Raw genomic sequence first — 14968 nt, 5'->3', positions numbered from 1 at the left:
ACCCTTTTTTCCGTCATTGAAGTTGATACGGCTAGACGTGACTGAACACGGGACCGACGAGGCGGACAACGAGGGGGCCGGGGCGCCGGTCGACGAGTCGCTGGTGGACGAGCCACCGACCGCCGCTGCCGAGCAGCCACAGCCGGAGAGTCACCTGCTAGCTGAGAGCCTCCGAACGTTTCCGTGGCTCCGGGCTGCCGGCGTCGCCGCCGGGACGCTGGCTGTCGAGTATCTGCTCGTCACGCTGCTGTTTCTCGTCGGCCCGCCGGAGGTCGGCCTGCAGGAGCTGTCGGACCGGCTGATCCAGTACGGGTTCGTGCTGTACAACGCCCATCATGTGCCGACACTGGTGACTGCGACAGGTGCCGAGGTGTACGGCTCGGCCGCGCGGAACGTCCTGTACGGTGTTGAGAACGCGAGCATCCCCCCTATCGTCTATTTCCTGATACCAATCGTCTCGCTGCTCACCGTCGGCGCACTGTTCGAACGCTACCGCGGCGATTCCCGGTCGGACAGCCTGCTCGAAGAGGCGGCGCTCGTCGGGACCGGCATCGGCTTTGGCTACGTCGTCACTGGGTTTATCGGGAGCTTCGTATTCGTCCGGACAGTTATGTTCGACGGCGGGGGCGAGGGACAGGCCGCGCCAGCGGTGCTGTGGCTCCTGATTCTGATGTTCTTCCTCCCACTGATATTTGCGAGCCTCGGCGCGGCCGCCCGCTACCTCTACACCGACTGGGCTTCGGGCGCGTAGGTCGTCTCGATAAATTCGAGGATGCGCTCGGACTCGGCCATCGTGACCCCGCGGTCGTCGTCGACCAGCACCGGGACGCCCCGCTGGCCGGAGACCCGCTTCACTTCGTCACGTTCTGAGTGCAGCGCCTCGACCCAGACGCTGTCGTAGTCGATGTCGAGTTCGTCCAGTCGGTCGGCGACCTTCTCGCAGTACGGACAGCCGTCGAGCTGGTAGAGCGTCAGGCTCATACTGAGCGGTACGGACGCCGCCCTCAAGGTGGTTGTGCTCGAAAAAACGCGACAGCCGATCTGTCGTTACTCGTACAGCCAGGGCGCGTCGATCTGGTCCCAGTCGACGAGTTCGTCCTCGTCGAAGAACAGCTCGATTTCGCGCTCGTTTGCGCCCTCGTCCTCGTGGTCGGAGCCGTGGATGACGTTCCGACCGAGGTCGAGGCCGTAGTCGCCGCGGATGGTGCCGGGAGCCGACTCGGCCGGGTCGGTCTCGCCCATCATGGTGCGGACCTGCCGGGTCGCGTCCTGACCTTCCCAGACCATCGCGAACACGGGACCGGAGGTGATGAAGTCGACGAGCCCGTCGAAGAACGGCTTGTCCTCGTGCTCGCCGTAGTGCTCCTCAGCGAGCTCCTGGTCGATCTGCATGAACTTGCCGCCGACCATCTTCAGGCCGCGGTCCTCGAAACGGGAGACGATGTCCCCGATGAGGCCGCGCTGGACGCCGTCGGGCTTGACCATCACGAACGTGCGCTCGTGCTCGGACATTACGCTTCAGCCTCCTCGGCTTCTTCGTCCTCGACGTCTTCGTCCGCGTCGGTCTCGTCAGCGTCGTCGGCGTCAGCTTCGTCCGCAGCCGCTTCCTCGTCGTCTGCGTCAGCTTCCTCGGCGTCAGCTGCCGGCTCTGCTTCCGCCTCCTCAGCTTCGTCTTCAACCTCTGTCTCGACCGCACCGGCTTCGCCGCGGGCGGTGTCGGTCCATTCGAGGTTGCGGGCCTCGCGGCCCAGATCGGCGTTGTTCTCGCACTTCGAGGAACAGAAGTGCGTGGTCGCGCCGTCCTTGTGGACGAACATCGTGCCCGTGCCGGGTTCGATGTCTGTGCCGCAGTAGTCACATTCGCGTGTCCGGGGCATGGTTACTGCCCTCCGATGGTGTCGGCCTCGCGAGCCGTCTCGCGGAGCTGGAGCACGTCACCTTCGCGGACCGGACCGAGAACGTTGCGCGTGATGATGCGCCCCTGGTTCTCGCCTTCGCGGATGCGGCACTTGACCTGCATGGCCTCGCCGTGCATCCCCGTCCGGCCCACGACTTCGATAACCTCGGCGGGCGTGGAACCGCTGCTTTCGGATTCCTCAGCGCTCATCCGAGGTCACCTCACCGAAGCTCCTCGACCTTGTCGGCGATGTCCTCGACATCGGCGTCAGCCTCACCGGCGTCGGTGACGGCTGCGGCGGCCGAGCCGACTTCGAGCCCGGCGGCGTGTCCGAGGTCGTCCTGCTGCTCGACGAAGATGAAGGGGACACCCTTCTCGTCGGCGAGTTCCGGAATGTGCATGACGATCTCCTCGGGCTGGACGTCTTCGGCGACGAAGACGAGCTCGGCGGAGCCGCGCTCGATGGACTTGGTCGTTTCGTTTGTACCCTTCTTTACAGCGCCTGTGTCCCGGGCGACCTCGAGCGCCTCGAGGGCGTCGTCTTCGAGGTCCGCGGGAACGTCGAAATCTACGTATACTGGCATTTGTATGTTCACCTCCTGCGCGCGAGCTCAGGCTCCCCCGCCGTGTCCGGGCCGCGGGGCCCGTCACACCGTGATGGTGTGTATCCTGAAAAGGCTGGGAGCATCATCAACTCGGCGCAGGCTGTACCCCATTCTGTGCCACCGGCCCTAAAAGCGCTTTCGAAGCCGAAATCGCGTGCCAGGCCGCCACACGGGTGCTGTCGGGGGGTCTGCCTATTCCGCGGCCGCCGACGCATCGGCCAGCGCGGCCCGCGCGTCCGAGACGAGACGGGCCACCACCTCACCGGCGGGCCGGACGTCCTGTGCGCGACCGGTGCTTTGCCCGGCGTAGTGTGGCAGGGCCTCGACATCGCCGGTCATCCCCGCAAGCGGGGGCATATCAGCAAACCGACTAATCGGCTCGCCGTCGGGCATCTGTGCGACTTGTTCGGAATCGTTACCGTCGCTTTCCCCACCTGAATCGGCACCGGCCTGCTGCCTGACCTCATCAGTTTCGAGTACCCGGTGTGGCTGGTCCGGCCAGCCCCGGTCGAACAGTTCGGTGAACCGCGTCGCCGTCTCGGGCGCGTCGACGATGCGTTCCCGGTAGGTCTCGTGCGCCCCCGATTCTGTGGTCGCCACGAACCGAGTGCCGAACCAGCCGCCGTCAGCCCCAAGTGTCAGCGCCGCCGCGAGGCCGCGACCGTCGCCGAGACCGCCGGCCGCGACCACCGGGACGGAAACCGCGTCGGCCACCCGCGGGAGCAGGGCGAAAGTCGTCACGTCGCTCTGAACGTGGCCGCCGGCTTCCCGACCCTGTGCGACCACGACATCGGCTCCGGCGTCGACGGCCGCCCTGGCCTCGGCCGCGCTCGCGACCGTGACCATTACCGTCCCACCAGCCTCGTGCACCCGGTCGATGTACGGTTCGGCATCGCCAAAAGAGAAGGAGACAACCGACGCGCCCGCGTCCAGACACGCATCGAGACATGCCGACGGCGAGAGCACGCCCGTCGACTCGTCGAGGACGACGTTGACGCCGACCACGCCGTCGGTCGCGCTCGCGGCCGCCGTGTACGCATCACGGATCGCGTCGGCGTCGCGCCACGACATCGCCAGCATCCCGAGGCCGCCCGCGTCCGCGACTGCCGCAGCCAGTGCCGGTGTGGAGACGCTCCCGACCGGTGCCTGTACGACTGGGTGGTCGATACCTATCGCAGAGCAGAGCGGGGTCTGGAGGGGTGCCATGCCGGCGACTATGTCCGATCCGGTAAAAGCGTACCTCGATAGCGCCGTGACCGTCAGGTCCATACTGGCGCGTCCGCCACCACCGGTATGGACATCGCGCGCTCGCTCCGAGCCGAGGCCCGCCGCGCAAACGAGCGGCGACTGCTCGTGCTGGCGGGCGACCCCGACCGGACGCGGGAGCGAGCGAGGGCAGCCCTCGACGCTGCGGATATCCCCAGCGCTGAGACGACCGTCGTCGGGCCGGAGCCGTTCCTCGACTGTGAACACCACGAGCAGTCCCGCGCCGAGGAACTCCTCGGGCGGACCCGGACGGCCGTCGTCGTCGATGTGCACGAGGAACTGCGGCCGGACGCGGTCGGGCGGACCGTCGGTGCAGTCGACGGCGGCGGCCTCTACGTTATTCTCGCGCCGCCGCTGGACCGATGGCCCGAGGAGCGGGATGAGTTCGATGCCTCGCTCGCGGTCCCGCCGTTCAGCGTCGAAGACGTGAGCGGCCACTTCCGCCGTCGGTTCGTCGAAACGCTGCGAGCACACCGAGGTATCGCTATCGTCGACGTCGACAGGGGCACTGTCGAGCAGGACGGCCTGACGGACCCGCCACCGAGCCGCCCGGTTCCGAGCCCGACCCCGCCAACCGACGCGTGGTTCCGCGCCGAGACCTACGCCCAGTGTCTCACCGACGACCAGCGGGACGCAGTCCAGGCGTTCGAGACGCTGCGGAACGAGGGCGAGGCAGTCGTGGTCGAGGCCGACCGCGGCCGGGGGAAATCCAGCGCCGCCGGACTGGCCGCCGGAAACCTCGCCGTCGAGGGGCGGGACGTACTGGTGACCGCGCCGCAGTACCGGAGCGCCGCCGAGGTGTTCGCGCGGGCGGGACATCTTCTGGAGACGCTCGGCGCTGATTTCACGCGCGACCAGGCATCCGGACCACAGCGGCTCGGCATTGCGGGGGCGGGCTGTGTGCGGTACTCGTCCCCCGACGAGGCCGCAGCGTTACCGGACGACCCCGACGTAGTCATCGTCGACGAGGCCGCGGCCCTGCCGGTCCGGCGACTCGAACAGTTCCTCGACGCCCCAGCGGTCGCCTTCACGACGACGGTCCACGGCTACGAGGGGGCAGGCCGGGGCTTCTCCGTCCGGTTCCGTGACCGACTTGCCGAAAGCGACCACACGGTTACCGACGTGTCGATGACGACACCGATCAGGTACAGCGACGCCGACCCCGTGGAGGTGTGGGCGTTCCGGGCGCTGTTGCTGGACGCCCGCCCGCCAGCCGACCAACTCATCGCGGATGCGACGCCGGAGAGCGTACAGTATCGCCGGCTCTCGACGGCTGACCTGCTCGCCGACGAACACCTGCTCCGGGAGGTCTTCGGCCTGCTCGTGCTGGCACATTACCGGACGGAACCCTCGGACCTGGCCCGGCTGCTCGACGCGCCCAATCTCACCGTTCGGGCGCTGACCCACGGGGGCCACGTCGTCGCGGTGGCGTTGCTGGCACAGGAGGGCGGGCTCTCGGCAGACACGCGAGCCACGATGTACGAGGGCGGGCGGGTCCGTGGGAACATGCTCCCGGACGTGCTGTCGACGCAGCTCCGGGACGAGGCCGCCGGGATTCCGGTCGGCCAGCGGGTCCTCCGCATCGCGACCCACGCCGCGGTCCGGTCCCGCGGGCTCGGCTCCGAACTCCTCTCGGAAATCAAGACGGAGTTCGCCGACCAAGTGGACTGGCTTGGGGTCAGCTACGGTGCGACGCCGGAACTCGTCCGCTTCTGGGCGGACAACGGTTACAGTACCGTGCACCTCGCCACCTCGCGGAACGCGACCAGTGGCGAGTACTCCGTCGTGATGCTGGACCCCTGTTCCGACGACGGGGCGGCGCTCTCGACCCGACACGGTGGATGGTTTCAGGACCGCATCGCGGCGGTGCTGTCAGACTCGCTCGACGACTGCGACCCCGACGTGGTTCGGGCAGTGCTACGAGCGACTGACAGCGAACCGTCCCTCTCCCTCTCTGAGTGGGAATGGCGGCTAGTTGCCGGCGTCCCCGGCGGTGCGTCGGTTCTCGACACGAACCCGAAGCCGTTCCGTGAACTCAGCCGGCGACACCTCTCAGACCCGGCCGACCCAGCCGCGCTTTCGCCACGGGAGGAGCGCCTGCTTGTCCGAAAGGTCTTGCAAGCGCAGCCGTGGCCGGCCGTTACCGAGGAACTGGCGTTCGTCTCTGAGCGGGAGTGTATGCGAACGCTGGGCGGAATAGTCGAAAGGTTGACGCGTCTGTACGGCGACCCTTGGGTACAGGAGGAACTCGATAGACACCAATGAGCCTGCTCGGCCTCGAAACGCTGCTGTTTGTACTCGCGTTCGCCCTGCTAGTCGGCGGTGTCATCGGCAGCCTCACGCCTCAGGTCCCCGGCGCGCTCGTCTCGCTCGCCGGCGTCTATCTCTACTGGATCGCCAGTGGCATGACCGAACCCGGGACGGTCCTGCTGGCCCTGTTGACGCTGGTCGGCTTGCTGACGTGGGCCGTCGACATCGCAGGCGGGGCCGTCGCCGCGCGCGTCGGCGGGGCGTCGAACTGGACGGCGGCCCTCGCCGGCGTCGTGGCGCTCGTCCTCTTTTTCGTCACCGGCCCGCTCGGCATCCTGCTGGGGGTCGCCGGCACGGTGTTCGTCGTCGAGTTCTACCGGCAGGAGGACGCTCGCGGGAGCGCGAAGGCCGCGCTCGTGACGACCGCCGGAATGCTGGCCTCCGGCGTTGTCCAGGCCCTGCTGACCGCGTCGATACTGGTCACCATGATTGCCGTCGCGCTCCTATGACGCAGTGCGCAGAGGACGGTTGCGAAAACGAGGCCGCGGTCGAACTCCACATCCCCTGGGACGCCAACCGCAAAGTGTGTCCGGACCACGCTCGTGTCTGGGCGCAGAAGGACGGCGTCGTCCCCGCGCCGATGGACGGCCACGAGGACGAGTGGCCGTAGACTGTTGTTCTCCCGATAGCCGTAGTAGTTCACACGAAGGTATTTAATCAGGGCTGTCAACCGTTCACGAAGAAAATATAATAATAATTGGGTTTGAATACGACAAGTGAGGCATGTTATCATGAAACGCGAGATGCTCACCACCGACTTCATCGACCGTGCAGCGGACATCTACGACGACGTAACCGGTATTGTCGCCCATGACGGTACCGAGTACACGTACGCTGAGGTAAACGAGCGGGTCAATCGGCTGGCACACGCACTGTCGGAGCGGGGCGTCTCGAAGGAGAGTCGCGTGGCCGTCCTCGCGCCGAACACACACTACTTCATCGAGACGCTGTACGCGACGAACAAACTCGGCGCGGTGTTCGTCCCGCTGAACTACCGGCTCGATCCCGCGAAAATCGAGTATATTCTGAACGACTGTGAAGCCGCAACGGTAATCGCTGACTACGATTTCGCAGAGAAGGTCCAGCCAGTACGGGACGACATCCCTGCGGAGACGTTCATCGGGTACGAGCCCGACCGTATCGACGGGGAATGGGAAGCCTACAGCAGTATCCTCGACGGGCAGCCGACAGCCGAACCGGACCGGCCGGACATGACCGAGGACGACGACGCCAGCATCAACTACACGTCCGGCACGACGGGGGACCCGAAGGGCGTGGTCAGAACCCATCGGACCGAGAGTTGGCACGCGCTGGTGCTCAATCAGCACATGGAGATACGCGACGACGACACGTACCTCTGGACGCTCCCGATGTTCCACTGCAACGGCTGGGGCCACACCTACGCCATCACCGGGACCGGCGGCACCCACGTCTGTCAGCGGACCTTCGACGCCGCGGACACCTTCCGCCGGGTCCGTGAGTACGACGTGTCGTTCATGTGCGGCGCGCCGACGGTGCTGAACAAACTCATCCAGCACTACCGGGCTAACGACGGCGACGTCGTGACACAGGGCGACCGCGACGTGCGGATCGCGACAGCCGGGAGCGCGCCGGCGACGGCGACTATCGAACGCGTCGAAGACGAGTTCGGCTGGCGCATCATCCACATCTACGGCCTGACCGAGACGGCCCCGATCATCACGACCAGCAACTCCCCGCGGCGCATCGCCGAACGGGGCCGTGAACTCAAGGTCAAGCAGGGGTCCGAGGCGCTGTGTACCGACATCCGAATCGTTGACGAGGACGGAACCGACGTGCCACGCGACGGGGCGACGATCGGCGAGGTCGTGGTGCAGGGCAACCAGGTGATGGACCGCTATCTCAACAAGCCCGAGATTACCGAGGAGGCGTTCAACGACCGCGTCGAGGGGTACTTCCACACCGGCGACCTCGCGACGTGGGACGAGGACGGGATGATACAGATCATGGACCGCCGGAAGGACATCATCATCTCCGGCGGCGAGAACATCTCCTCTATCGAACTGGAAGACGAACTGTACGATCACCCCGATGTCCTGAAAGCCGCGGTCATTCCGGCTCCGAGCGAAGACTGGGGCGAGACGCCGATGGCGATTGTCGTTCCGACGGCCGACAGCGACGTGACCGAACAGGATATTCTCGAGTTCCTCAGGGAACGCGTCGCGAGCTACAAGGTCCCCGCAGGCATCGACTTCCGGGACTCGCTCCCTGAAACGGCGACCGGTAAAATCCAGAAGTACGAACTCCGCGAGGAATACTGGCAGGAACAGGAGCGGATGATCGGCCAGGAGTGAGCCTGCCGGAGTAGAGAAGAACAGCACCGAGATATCAACACGATTCTTTATTAGGGTTCCAGCGGTCGGTTACACCATGCATCTGGGAGTCGTCGTGCCACGCGTCGAGGACCACAGCACAATCGACCTGGCTGTCGAGGCCGAAAACTGGGGCTACGACTCGGTCTGGCTGAACGAACTGTGGGGTGCCAGCTCCGTCGTCGAACTCACGGACATCGCGACACGGACCGACGACATCGAAATCGGCAGCGCGATACTCAACGTCTTCTCGCGATCACCGGCCGTGCTGGCGATGACAGCGACGACCCTCGACAGGGTCTCGGACGGACGGACAGTGCTGGGCCTGGGAACGAGTACAGCCCGGTCCATCGAGAACATGCACAGCATGGAGTTCGAGCGACCGGTCCGTCGCGCCCACGAAACCATCGACATCGTCAAACAGCTCATGACGAGCGACGAGCGGGTGACCTACGACGGCGAGGTTGCGTCGGTGAGGGGGGTTCCGCCGCTAGACCGCGACGTGCCGGTGTACCACGCCGCGCTCGGGCCGGCGAACAGGCGAGTCGTCGCCAGACTCGCCGACGGCTGGCTCCCACACATGATCCCGTTCTCCGAACTGGAGTCGGCGTTCGACTACATCGTGGAGACGGCACGCGATGCCGACCGCGACCCGAGCGAGATTACCGTCGCACCGTACGTGCCGGCGGTGGTCCACGAGGATTCCGAGCGGGCGACCGAGGAACTCCGTCAGCACATCGCCTACTACGTCGGCAGCGGCGAGGGGTATCGCCGGGCTGTCGCGGAGACGTATCCGGACCGAGCGGAGCGCATCGCCGACGCCTGGCAGGCGGGTGACCGCGGGGAGGCGACGGAGCTCGTCACTGACGAGATGACGGCTGACCTCGGCATCGCCGGGACGCCGGAACAGGCACAGGAGAAACGGGATAGAATTGCGGACAGGGCTGTCATCGACCGGCTTCTGCTAACTGTGCCACAGCAGGTCGACGGGGAGCTTGCTCGAACGACGATTCGGGCGCTGGGGCGGACGTAGCGCGCTACAGGTCGATCTCCATCATCACCTCGTCGGCGTACTCGTCGCCGAACTTGTAGTGGTCTTCACGGACGGCTTCGGTGTCCCAGCCGTGGCCTTCGAGGAACTCGATCGCGTCTTCGTTCGTCGATGGGACAGAGTTGTACAGCTTCTCGTAGCCGTTCGACGCCGCCCACTCGGTGCCCCGGGCGAGCAGCTGGGAGCCGATGCCGTGACCCCGATAGCGGTCAAGCACGCCCAGCGTTAGCTCTGCGGTGTGGCTGAGTTTCTCCACTTCAGGGTGTTTGAGGTGGACCCACCCGACAACGTCGTCGTCGATGCAGGCGACGAAGAAGATGCGCGACTCCAGTTCGTTGTGCCGGAGCAGCACGCCCTCGCTGTCCACCACGTCGGCGACGGTCTCCGCGTCGACGTACTCGCCGCCGCCGATAGCGGCTCGGATGGCCCCGACAAGGCCGGTCAGGTCCTCCTGACGGGCCTGCCGAATGGTGAACTCGATGTCGTCGGCCTCGAACTCCTCCTCGACGGTGTCGTTGTACGCGATGCGGAGTTCCCCGTCGATTTCTGCCAGCACGCCGTCCCGTTTGAGTATCGCGACGTGATGGCCGAACGGGCGCGGGTCCATCTGCAGCGACGTCCGTGCGGCTCGTGGCTCAACTGACCCGTGCGATTCGATGTACTCGTAGATGTCCCGTCGGTCCTCGTGGTCGAACTGCAGTGGCTCTGTTAACTCCATGGTATCTGCTACCACGAGACAGTACTTAATCCTTTATCAAAAACCATGTACTTCTCAGTAAACGGTCGCTACTGCTCCGGAACGCCGGTCAGAAGGACTGCCACGTCACGGGCGTTATGCGTGTCGACGAGCAGTTCTGCGGCCGCTCTGACGCTGTAGGTGCCGGCTAACTCCACGCCGTAGCAGGCGGCGTAGCAGTCCAGCCAGTCGTTCATCGTCCGTTCGAGCCGCTCAAACTCCGCTTCGGAGAACCGGACCCACGACCCGCCGGTCCGGGCCTCGCAGTACAGAGCCACCGTTGGACCGAACCCCTCACGCAACAGTTCCATCGCTCGCTCCTCGTCCGGCGGGTCGGGGTCCAGCGACTCGTGGACCTGCTCGGCCCGGCGGGAGAGCGCCCGAATCCGGTCGTCGTACTGGCCGCTCATCACCGAACAGGTCACCCCTGCTTGAACTCGACGCCCTTGCCGCCGGCGGGGTGTTCCCACTCGGTGTCGGCGACGATGGCACAGGTGCCACACTCGACGCAGGGCTGGGTATCGAGGCTCACGAGGTGTTCCTTGGTCCCGTTGGTCTGGACCATCTCGTCGCGGTAACAGCCACCGCCGAAGTCCTCGGCGCTGACCGGGCAGGCCGTGACGGCGGTGCCCGAGGCCTCGAAGGACTTGTCGACCAGTTCGATGTGCGGGTCGCCCACGTCGTAGGTCAGGTCGCCGATACGGTCGGCCAGGTCCGGCGGCGAGACGGTGTTCTCGTCGGTCACGGGCTCGCCCAGTTCCTCCGCGATGACCGTTGGCAGCGTCACGTAGGGCAGTTTGGTGTCGGGGATCATCGACACCATGCGCGGCGACGAGTAGGCCCGTTCGAGCAGTCCGCCTGCCGCGCGGACCCCGAACCGGCCGACGGCGGACTCGGCGATAGCGTTCGAGAGGTCGTCGACGGGGCCGAGTTCGCCGAGCTGTCCGAACACCTTGTATCCGGTTGGCCGGAGCTTGTCCATCACGCCCTCGTCGTGGAGTTTCTTTTCGTACAGTTTGCCGGCCTGAGACGTGTCCCCGCGTGCCCTCGCGTCGGCGAACGCCTCGGCGGCCAGCGCCCCGGCGGTGACCGCGTGGTTCATCCCCTTGATGATGGGGCCCTGAGCCCGCATCTGACCGGCGGCGTCGCCGACCAGCACGAGGCGGTCCTTGTGCGGGGAGGGATGGGCCGCCTTCTTCGAGTCCGGAACCAGTTTCGCACTGTACTCGCGCTCGTCGTACTCGTCGCCGAGCCACTGGGCCATGAGCGGATGCGTGAGCAGGCTGTCGAGCAGTTCGTGGGGCTCGGCCCGCTCCTCGGCGATCGAGTCGAGGTGAAAGACAGTGCCGATGGAGAGCGAGGACTCGTTGGTGTAGAGGAAGCCGCCGCCGCGGACGCCGTCGAACAGGTCGCCCGAGAACAGGTGGGCCGCGCCGTCGTCGGGAGCCACGTCGAACCGGTCGTTGATGACCTCGGGCTCCATGTCGACGACTGCCTTCACGCCCTGGAACCACTCCTCGGGCTCTTCCCAGTCCATCAGCCCGGCGTCGCGGGCGAGTTCGGAGTTGACGCCGTCAGCCGCCACCACGAGGTCGGCTTTGATTGGGTCTAGTTCCTCGGTCGTCACGCCGACGATTTCGCCCCGCTCGCGGAGCAGGCCGGTGACGTGGACCTCGGTCAGCAGGCCGCCGCCGGTCTCGCGGGTGCGCTCGTGGACCTGCTGGGCGAGCCACGAGTCCATCTTCCGGCGGAGCACGGCGTCGGCCCACGCCGTGTCGTGGTGGTGCAGGTCGCCGATGTCGAAGGACTTCACCCTGTCGCCGGCGATATTGTGGATGAGGTTCTCCGTCACCGGCCGCTCCGTCGCTTCCTCGCGGAAGTCGGGAAACAGCCCGTCGATGGTGTAAGGGGCCGACTCCTCCGCGTAGATGAGCCCGCCCGAGACGTTCTTCGAGCCGGCGTCGACGCCGCGTTCGAGCACCAGCGTCTCCACGCCGTTCCGTGCGAGGGTCGCCGCCGCGGCCGCTCCGCCCGGTCCGCAACCGACGACGACCGCCTCGTACTCCTCGTAGGCGTCAGTCATCGCTGGCCTCCATCATCGCACCGAGTTCACCGGCTTCGACGGCCTCGGTCAACCGCGGGAGCACCTCGAACAGGTCGCCCTCGATGAGGTAGTCCGAGAAGTCCCGGATGTCGGCATCCGGATCGGTGTTGACGGCGATGATTGTATCGGACTCGTCACAGCCCACCTTGTGCTGGATCGCGCCGGAGATGCCCGCCGCGATGTACACGTCGGGTTCGACTTCCTGTCCGGATTCGCCGATCTGGCGCTCTTCCGTAACGTACTGCTCGACGTGGCCGTCGAAGGAGTACGACGAGGTGATGACGCCACGGGACAGCCCCAGGTCAGCCTCGTCGAAGGCGTCGACGAGGTCCAGCGCCTGCTCGATGCCCTGTGTCGGGTCGTCGCCGATGCCCCGGCCGACGGCGACGACGACGTCGTTGCCGGTGAGGTCGACGCCGCCGGAGAGGCGGTCGTACTCCTCGACCTCGACTGTGAACCACTCCTCGTCGAGGTCCATCTCGTAGTCGACGACCTCACCGTCGCGCTCGTAATCTGGGTCAGGCATCTCGAAGCTCCCCGGAATCACCGACGCCCCTTGCGGGTGGAAGTCCCGGTTGGGCTTGTCGATACAGAGAATCGTCGAGTACTCGAACCCGGAGAAGTCCGGGCGCTTCATGTGCAACACCCGTTCGAACTCCTTCTTGTCACCGGCGGTGCCGACTTTCGCGGGGTTGGAGATCATCGCGCTCTCGATGTACAGCCCCGAACAGTCGGAGGCCAGCCCGGAGTCGAGTTCGCCCTGGACGAGCGCCGAGAGGTCCCGGCCGTTGTTCGTCGCCGGGAAGATGGTGTAGCGCGGCTCGTGGTAGTCCTTCCACGCGACGTCCTCGCGGCCCTCGGCGGCGAGTTCGCCGCCGGCACGGGCCATGTCACAGAAAATCTCTGTGTAGGGCTGGTGGCGGAACCGTTCCAAACGGGGGTCCTCGTGGTAGACGACGAGATCCGCGCCGTAGGCGATGACGTCCTCGACGTGGTCGCTCGCGTCGGACCCGATGAGCACGGCGACCACGCGCTCGTCCTCATCGTAGTCCTCGTTGTAGGTGTCCATCAGTTCCCGGGCCTTCCCGAGCATCTCCTTCGAGACGTCGACGAGTTCGCCGGCCTGGGTCTCGCAGTACACCCACATGTCGCGGTACTCTGCCCCGACGGTCCCTTCGACCCACTGTTTGTCGTTGGTCGGGTGGTCGAGTTCGGGATACTTCTCCTCCGGCGGAACGTACTCGACTTCCGCCGTCTCCTCACCTTCGGTTTCCTCGGTCCCCTCGACGGACTCGATGCGGCTCTCTATCTGGGACTTCGCCGTCTTGCGGTCCTGGCCCGCTTTCTCGCGTTCGAGCAGGTCTCTGAGCACGTCGCCGTCGTCGACCTCTCGAACCATGTTCGCCACGTCGGCAACCGTGAGGTCAGCGAGGTCGACGGTTTCCGGGTCCATCTCGCCGTCGCCCTCGTCCTCGACTTTCTCGATGCGGTCCTCGATGAGCGTCTTGACCGGGACTCGATCCTCGCCGTCTTCCTCCAGCGCCAGCATCGCCCGCAGTTCGTCCGCGTCGTCGACGTCCTTGATTTTCGGGCCTAGCTCGGCGATCTCGTGTTCCGTGGGGTCGATGTCAGGCATGGTCAGTCACCTACCGCGTACGGCGTAAGTTCGTCCAGTATCGGCTCCAGCGCCTCGCTGTCGTCGGCTTCAATAATCGTCGCCTCACGCTCGGAGGGAGCCTTCGGAATCGGGTCGACACCGGAGACAATGGTCGGGGACCCGTCGAGACCGATGTAGTCCGGGTCGAGATTGAGGTCCTCGTGGTCCCAGACCGTGAGATAGTCCTCGTACTCTTCGGCCCGCTTCTGGGTCTCCTCTCGGAGGTCCTTGTGGTTCAGCCGGTGGCTCGCCTTCCGGTAGGTCGGTTCGAACTCGGGGTCAGCGACGATGAAACACGGCATCGGCGCTTCGACCGTCTCGATCTCGGAGATGTCGCCATCGACCAGCCGCTTGGCCCGGACGGTACCGGCGTCCTCGTCGATGTCGAGCGAGACGACGTGGGTAATCATCGGCCAGTCCAGACACCAGCAGGTCTGTGGGCCGGTGTGACCCGTCTCGCCGTCAGCAGTTTTGAACCCGGCAAACACCAAGTCCGGCTGGTCGTCGAGGTTCTGGAGGCCAGTGGCGACAGTCATCGCAGTGGCCCACGTATCTGCGGCCCCCATCTCGCGGTCCGAGAGGAGATAGAGGTCGTCGGCGTACACGTCCCGCATCCCCTCCTGTAAGACCTCTTTGTATCCCGGCGGCCCCATGCTCATCAGCGAGACGTGCCCCCCGTTGCGGACTTTCGTCTGGAACGCCGCCCGAAGCGCGTGCTTGTCGTTGGGGTTCATCACCGTCGGTGTCTTCCCGCGTTCGAGATGGCCATCCTCGTCGAACGATACCTGTCCCTCGCGGAAGTCCGGAACGCCTTTCGTCATAACGACTGTGTGCATGGTATCACGACCCTCGTGAGTGTATCTCACACAAGAATCTATAATAAATGTATGTTTACAAATCTGTATGACAGGTAGGCGTATCTGTCTCAGGGGTTGTAGAATCCAGGTAACACGCTGTATGACGACAGCCTGACAGCTATGGGGCGTTTATA

At 65.6% G+C, this 14968-nt stretch carries 17 protein-coding genes; 6 read left to right on the top strand and 11 right to left on the bottom strand.

From position 1 onward, the window contains the following. Nucleotides 1–37: 37 nt before the first annotated feature. Complete coding sequence (locus ACNO8S_RS03870) at nt 38–751, top strand: hypothetical protein (protein ID WP_014039787.1); 714 nt, start codon at nt 38–40, stop codon at nt 749–751. Here the strand turns inward: ACNO8S_RS03870 and ACNO8S_RS03865 are convergent. The 6 genes from ACNO8S_RS03865 to ACNO8S_RS03840 form a co-directional block, all read right to left on the bottom strand. Then, entirely contained in the window at nt 724–981 is a 258-nt protein-coding gene (locus ACNO8S_RS03865) for a glutaredoxin family protein (RefSeq protein ID WP_014039786.1), read from the bottom strand. The two genes, ACNO8S_RS03870 and ACNO8S_RS03865, sit on opposite strands and share 28 nt — an antisense overlap. 66 nt (nt 982–1047) lie before the next feature. Continuing rightward, on the bottom strand, nt 1048–1512 hold the full coding sequence (gene ndk, locus ACNO8S_RS03860) for a nucleoside-diphosphate kinase (RefSeq protein WP_008310318.1): 465 nt from the start codon (nt 1510–1512) through the stop codon (nt 1048–1050). Further along, on the bottom strand, nt 1512–1877 hold the full coding sequence (locus tag ACNO8S_RS03855) for a 50S ribosomal protein L24e (protein WP_191449748.1): 366 nt from the start codon (nt 1875–1877) through the stop codon (nt 1512–1514). The genes ndk and ACNO8S_RS03855 overlap by 1 nt, the downstream gene beginning before the upstream one ends. A 2-nt stretch (nt 1878–1879) precedes the next feature. Next, the gene (locus ACNO8S_RS03850; protein ID WP_004516764.1) at nt 1880–2107 is read right to left on the bottom strand and encodes a 30S ribosomal protein S28e; all 228 of its coding nucleotides are present in this window, start codon (nt 2105–2107) and stop codon (nt 1880–1882) included. Between the two features lie 11 nt (nt 2108–2118). After that, complete coding sequence (gene rpl7ae / locus ACNO8S_RS03845) at nt 2119–2481, bottom strand: 50S ribosomal protein L7Ae (RefSeq protein ID WP_004593501.1); 363 nt, start codon at nt 2479–2481, stop codon at nt 2119–2121. Between the two features lie 213 nt (nt 2482–2694). After that, nucleotides 2695–3708 (bottom strand): NAD(P)H-dependent flavin oxidoreductase, encoded by a 1014-nt coding sequence (locus tag ACNO8S_RS03840; RefSeq protein ID WP_151103036.1) that lies wholly within the window; start codon nt 3706–3708, stop codon nt 2695–2697. A gap of 87 nt (nt 3709–3795) precedes the next feature. Between ACNO8S_RS03840 and tmcA the strand changes: the two genes are divergently transcribed. From tmcA to ACNO8S_RS03815, 5 genes are all read left to right on the top strand, one after another. Next, the gene (tmcA, locus tag ACNO8S_RS03835) at nt 3796–6033 is read left to right on the top strand and encodes a tRNA(Met) cytidine acetyltransferase TmcA (protein ID WP_151103035.1); all 2238 of its coding nucleotides are present in this window, start codon (nt 3796–3798) and stop codon (nt 6031–6033) included. Continuing rightward, complete coding sequence (locus ACNO8S_RS03830) at nt 6030–6527, top strand: DUF456 domain-containing protein (protein ID WP_151103034.1); 498 nt, start codon at nt 6030–6032, stop codon at nt 6525–6527. Before tmcA ends, ACNO8S_RS03830 begins: the two co-directional genes overlap by 4 nt. After that, nucleotides 6524–6688, top strand: coding sequence for a hypothetical protein (locus ACNO8S_RS03825; RefSeq protein WP_191906037.1), 165 nt, complete (start codon nt 6524–6526; stop codon nt 6686–6688). Before ACNO8S_RS03830 ends, ACNO8S_RS03825 begins: the two co-directional genes overlap by 4 nt. A gap of 121 nt (nt 6689–6809) precedes the next feature. Next, a complete protein-coding gene (locus tag ACNO8S_RS03820) occupies nt 6810–8411 on the top strand; it encodes a class I adenylate-forming enzyme family protein (RefSeq protein WP_420182507.1) in 1602 nt (533 codons plus the stop codon). A 76-nt stretch (nt 8412–8487) separates the two neighbouring features. Next, complete coding sequence (locus ACNO8S_RS03815; RefSeq protein WP_420182506.1) at nt 8488–9462, top strand: LLM class flavin-dependent oxidoreductase; 975 nt, start codon at nt 8488–8490, stop codon at nt 9460–9462. A gap of 4 nt (nt 9463–9466) precedes the next feature. Here ACNO8S_RS03815 and ACNO8S_RS03810 read toward each other — a convergent pair whose 3' ends face one another. The 5 genes from ACNO8S_RS03810 to ACNO8S_RS03790 all read right to left on the bottom strand — a co-directional run bounded on the left by ACNO8S_RS03810 (nt 9467) and on the right by ACNO8S_RS03790 (nt 14813). Next, the gene (locus ACNO8S_RS03810) at nt 9467–10198 is read right to left on the bottom strand and encodes a GNAT family N-acetyltransferase (RefSeq protein ID WP_014039779.1); all 732 of its coding nucleotides are present in this window, start codon (nt 10196–10198) and stop codon (nt 9467–9469) included. A gap of 68 nt (nt 10199–10266) precedes the next feature. Then, complete coding sequence (locus ACNO8S_RS03805; RefSeq protein ID WP_044951721.1) at nt 10267–10626, bottom strand: hypothetical protein; 360 nt, start codon at nt 10624–10626, stop codon at nt 10267–10269. An 11-nt stretch (nt 10627–10637) separates the two neighbouring features. Continuing rightward, nucleotides 10638–12299: an FAD-dependent monooxygenase gene (locus ACNO8S_RS03800; protein ID WP_420182505.1), complete on the bottom strand. Its 1662-nt coding sequence runs from the start codon at nt 12297–12299 to the stop codon at nt 10638–10640. Beyond that, a complete protein-coding gene (locus tag ACNO8S_RS03795) occupies nt 12292–13956 on the bottom strand; it encodes an electron transfer flavoprotein subunit alpha/FixB family protein (protein ID WP_191449753.1) in 1665 nt (554 codons plus the stop codon). The genes ACNO8S_RS03800 and ACNO8S_RS03795 overlap by 8 nt, the downstream gene beginning before the upstream one ends. Nucleotides 13957–13958: 2 nt before the next feature. After that, nucleotides 13959–14813 (bottom strand): electron transfer flavoprotein subunit beta/FixA family protein, encoded by an 855-nt coding sequence (locus ACNO8S_RS03790; RefSeq protein WP_050037686.1) that lies wholly within the window; start codon nt 14811–14813, stop codon nt 13959–13961. Nucleotides 14814–14968 lie beyond the last annotated feature (155 nt).

This window comes from Haloarcula sp. KBTZ06 (genome assembly GCF_048595605.1).
Lineage (GTDB): Archaea > Halobacteriota > Halobacteria > Halobacteriales > Haloarculaceae > Haloarcula > Haloarcula hispanica.
Note: the sequence above shows the minus strand (reverse complement) of the source record. Positions and strands in the feature narration are given on the sequence as shown.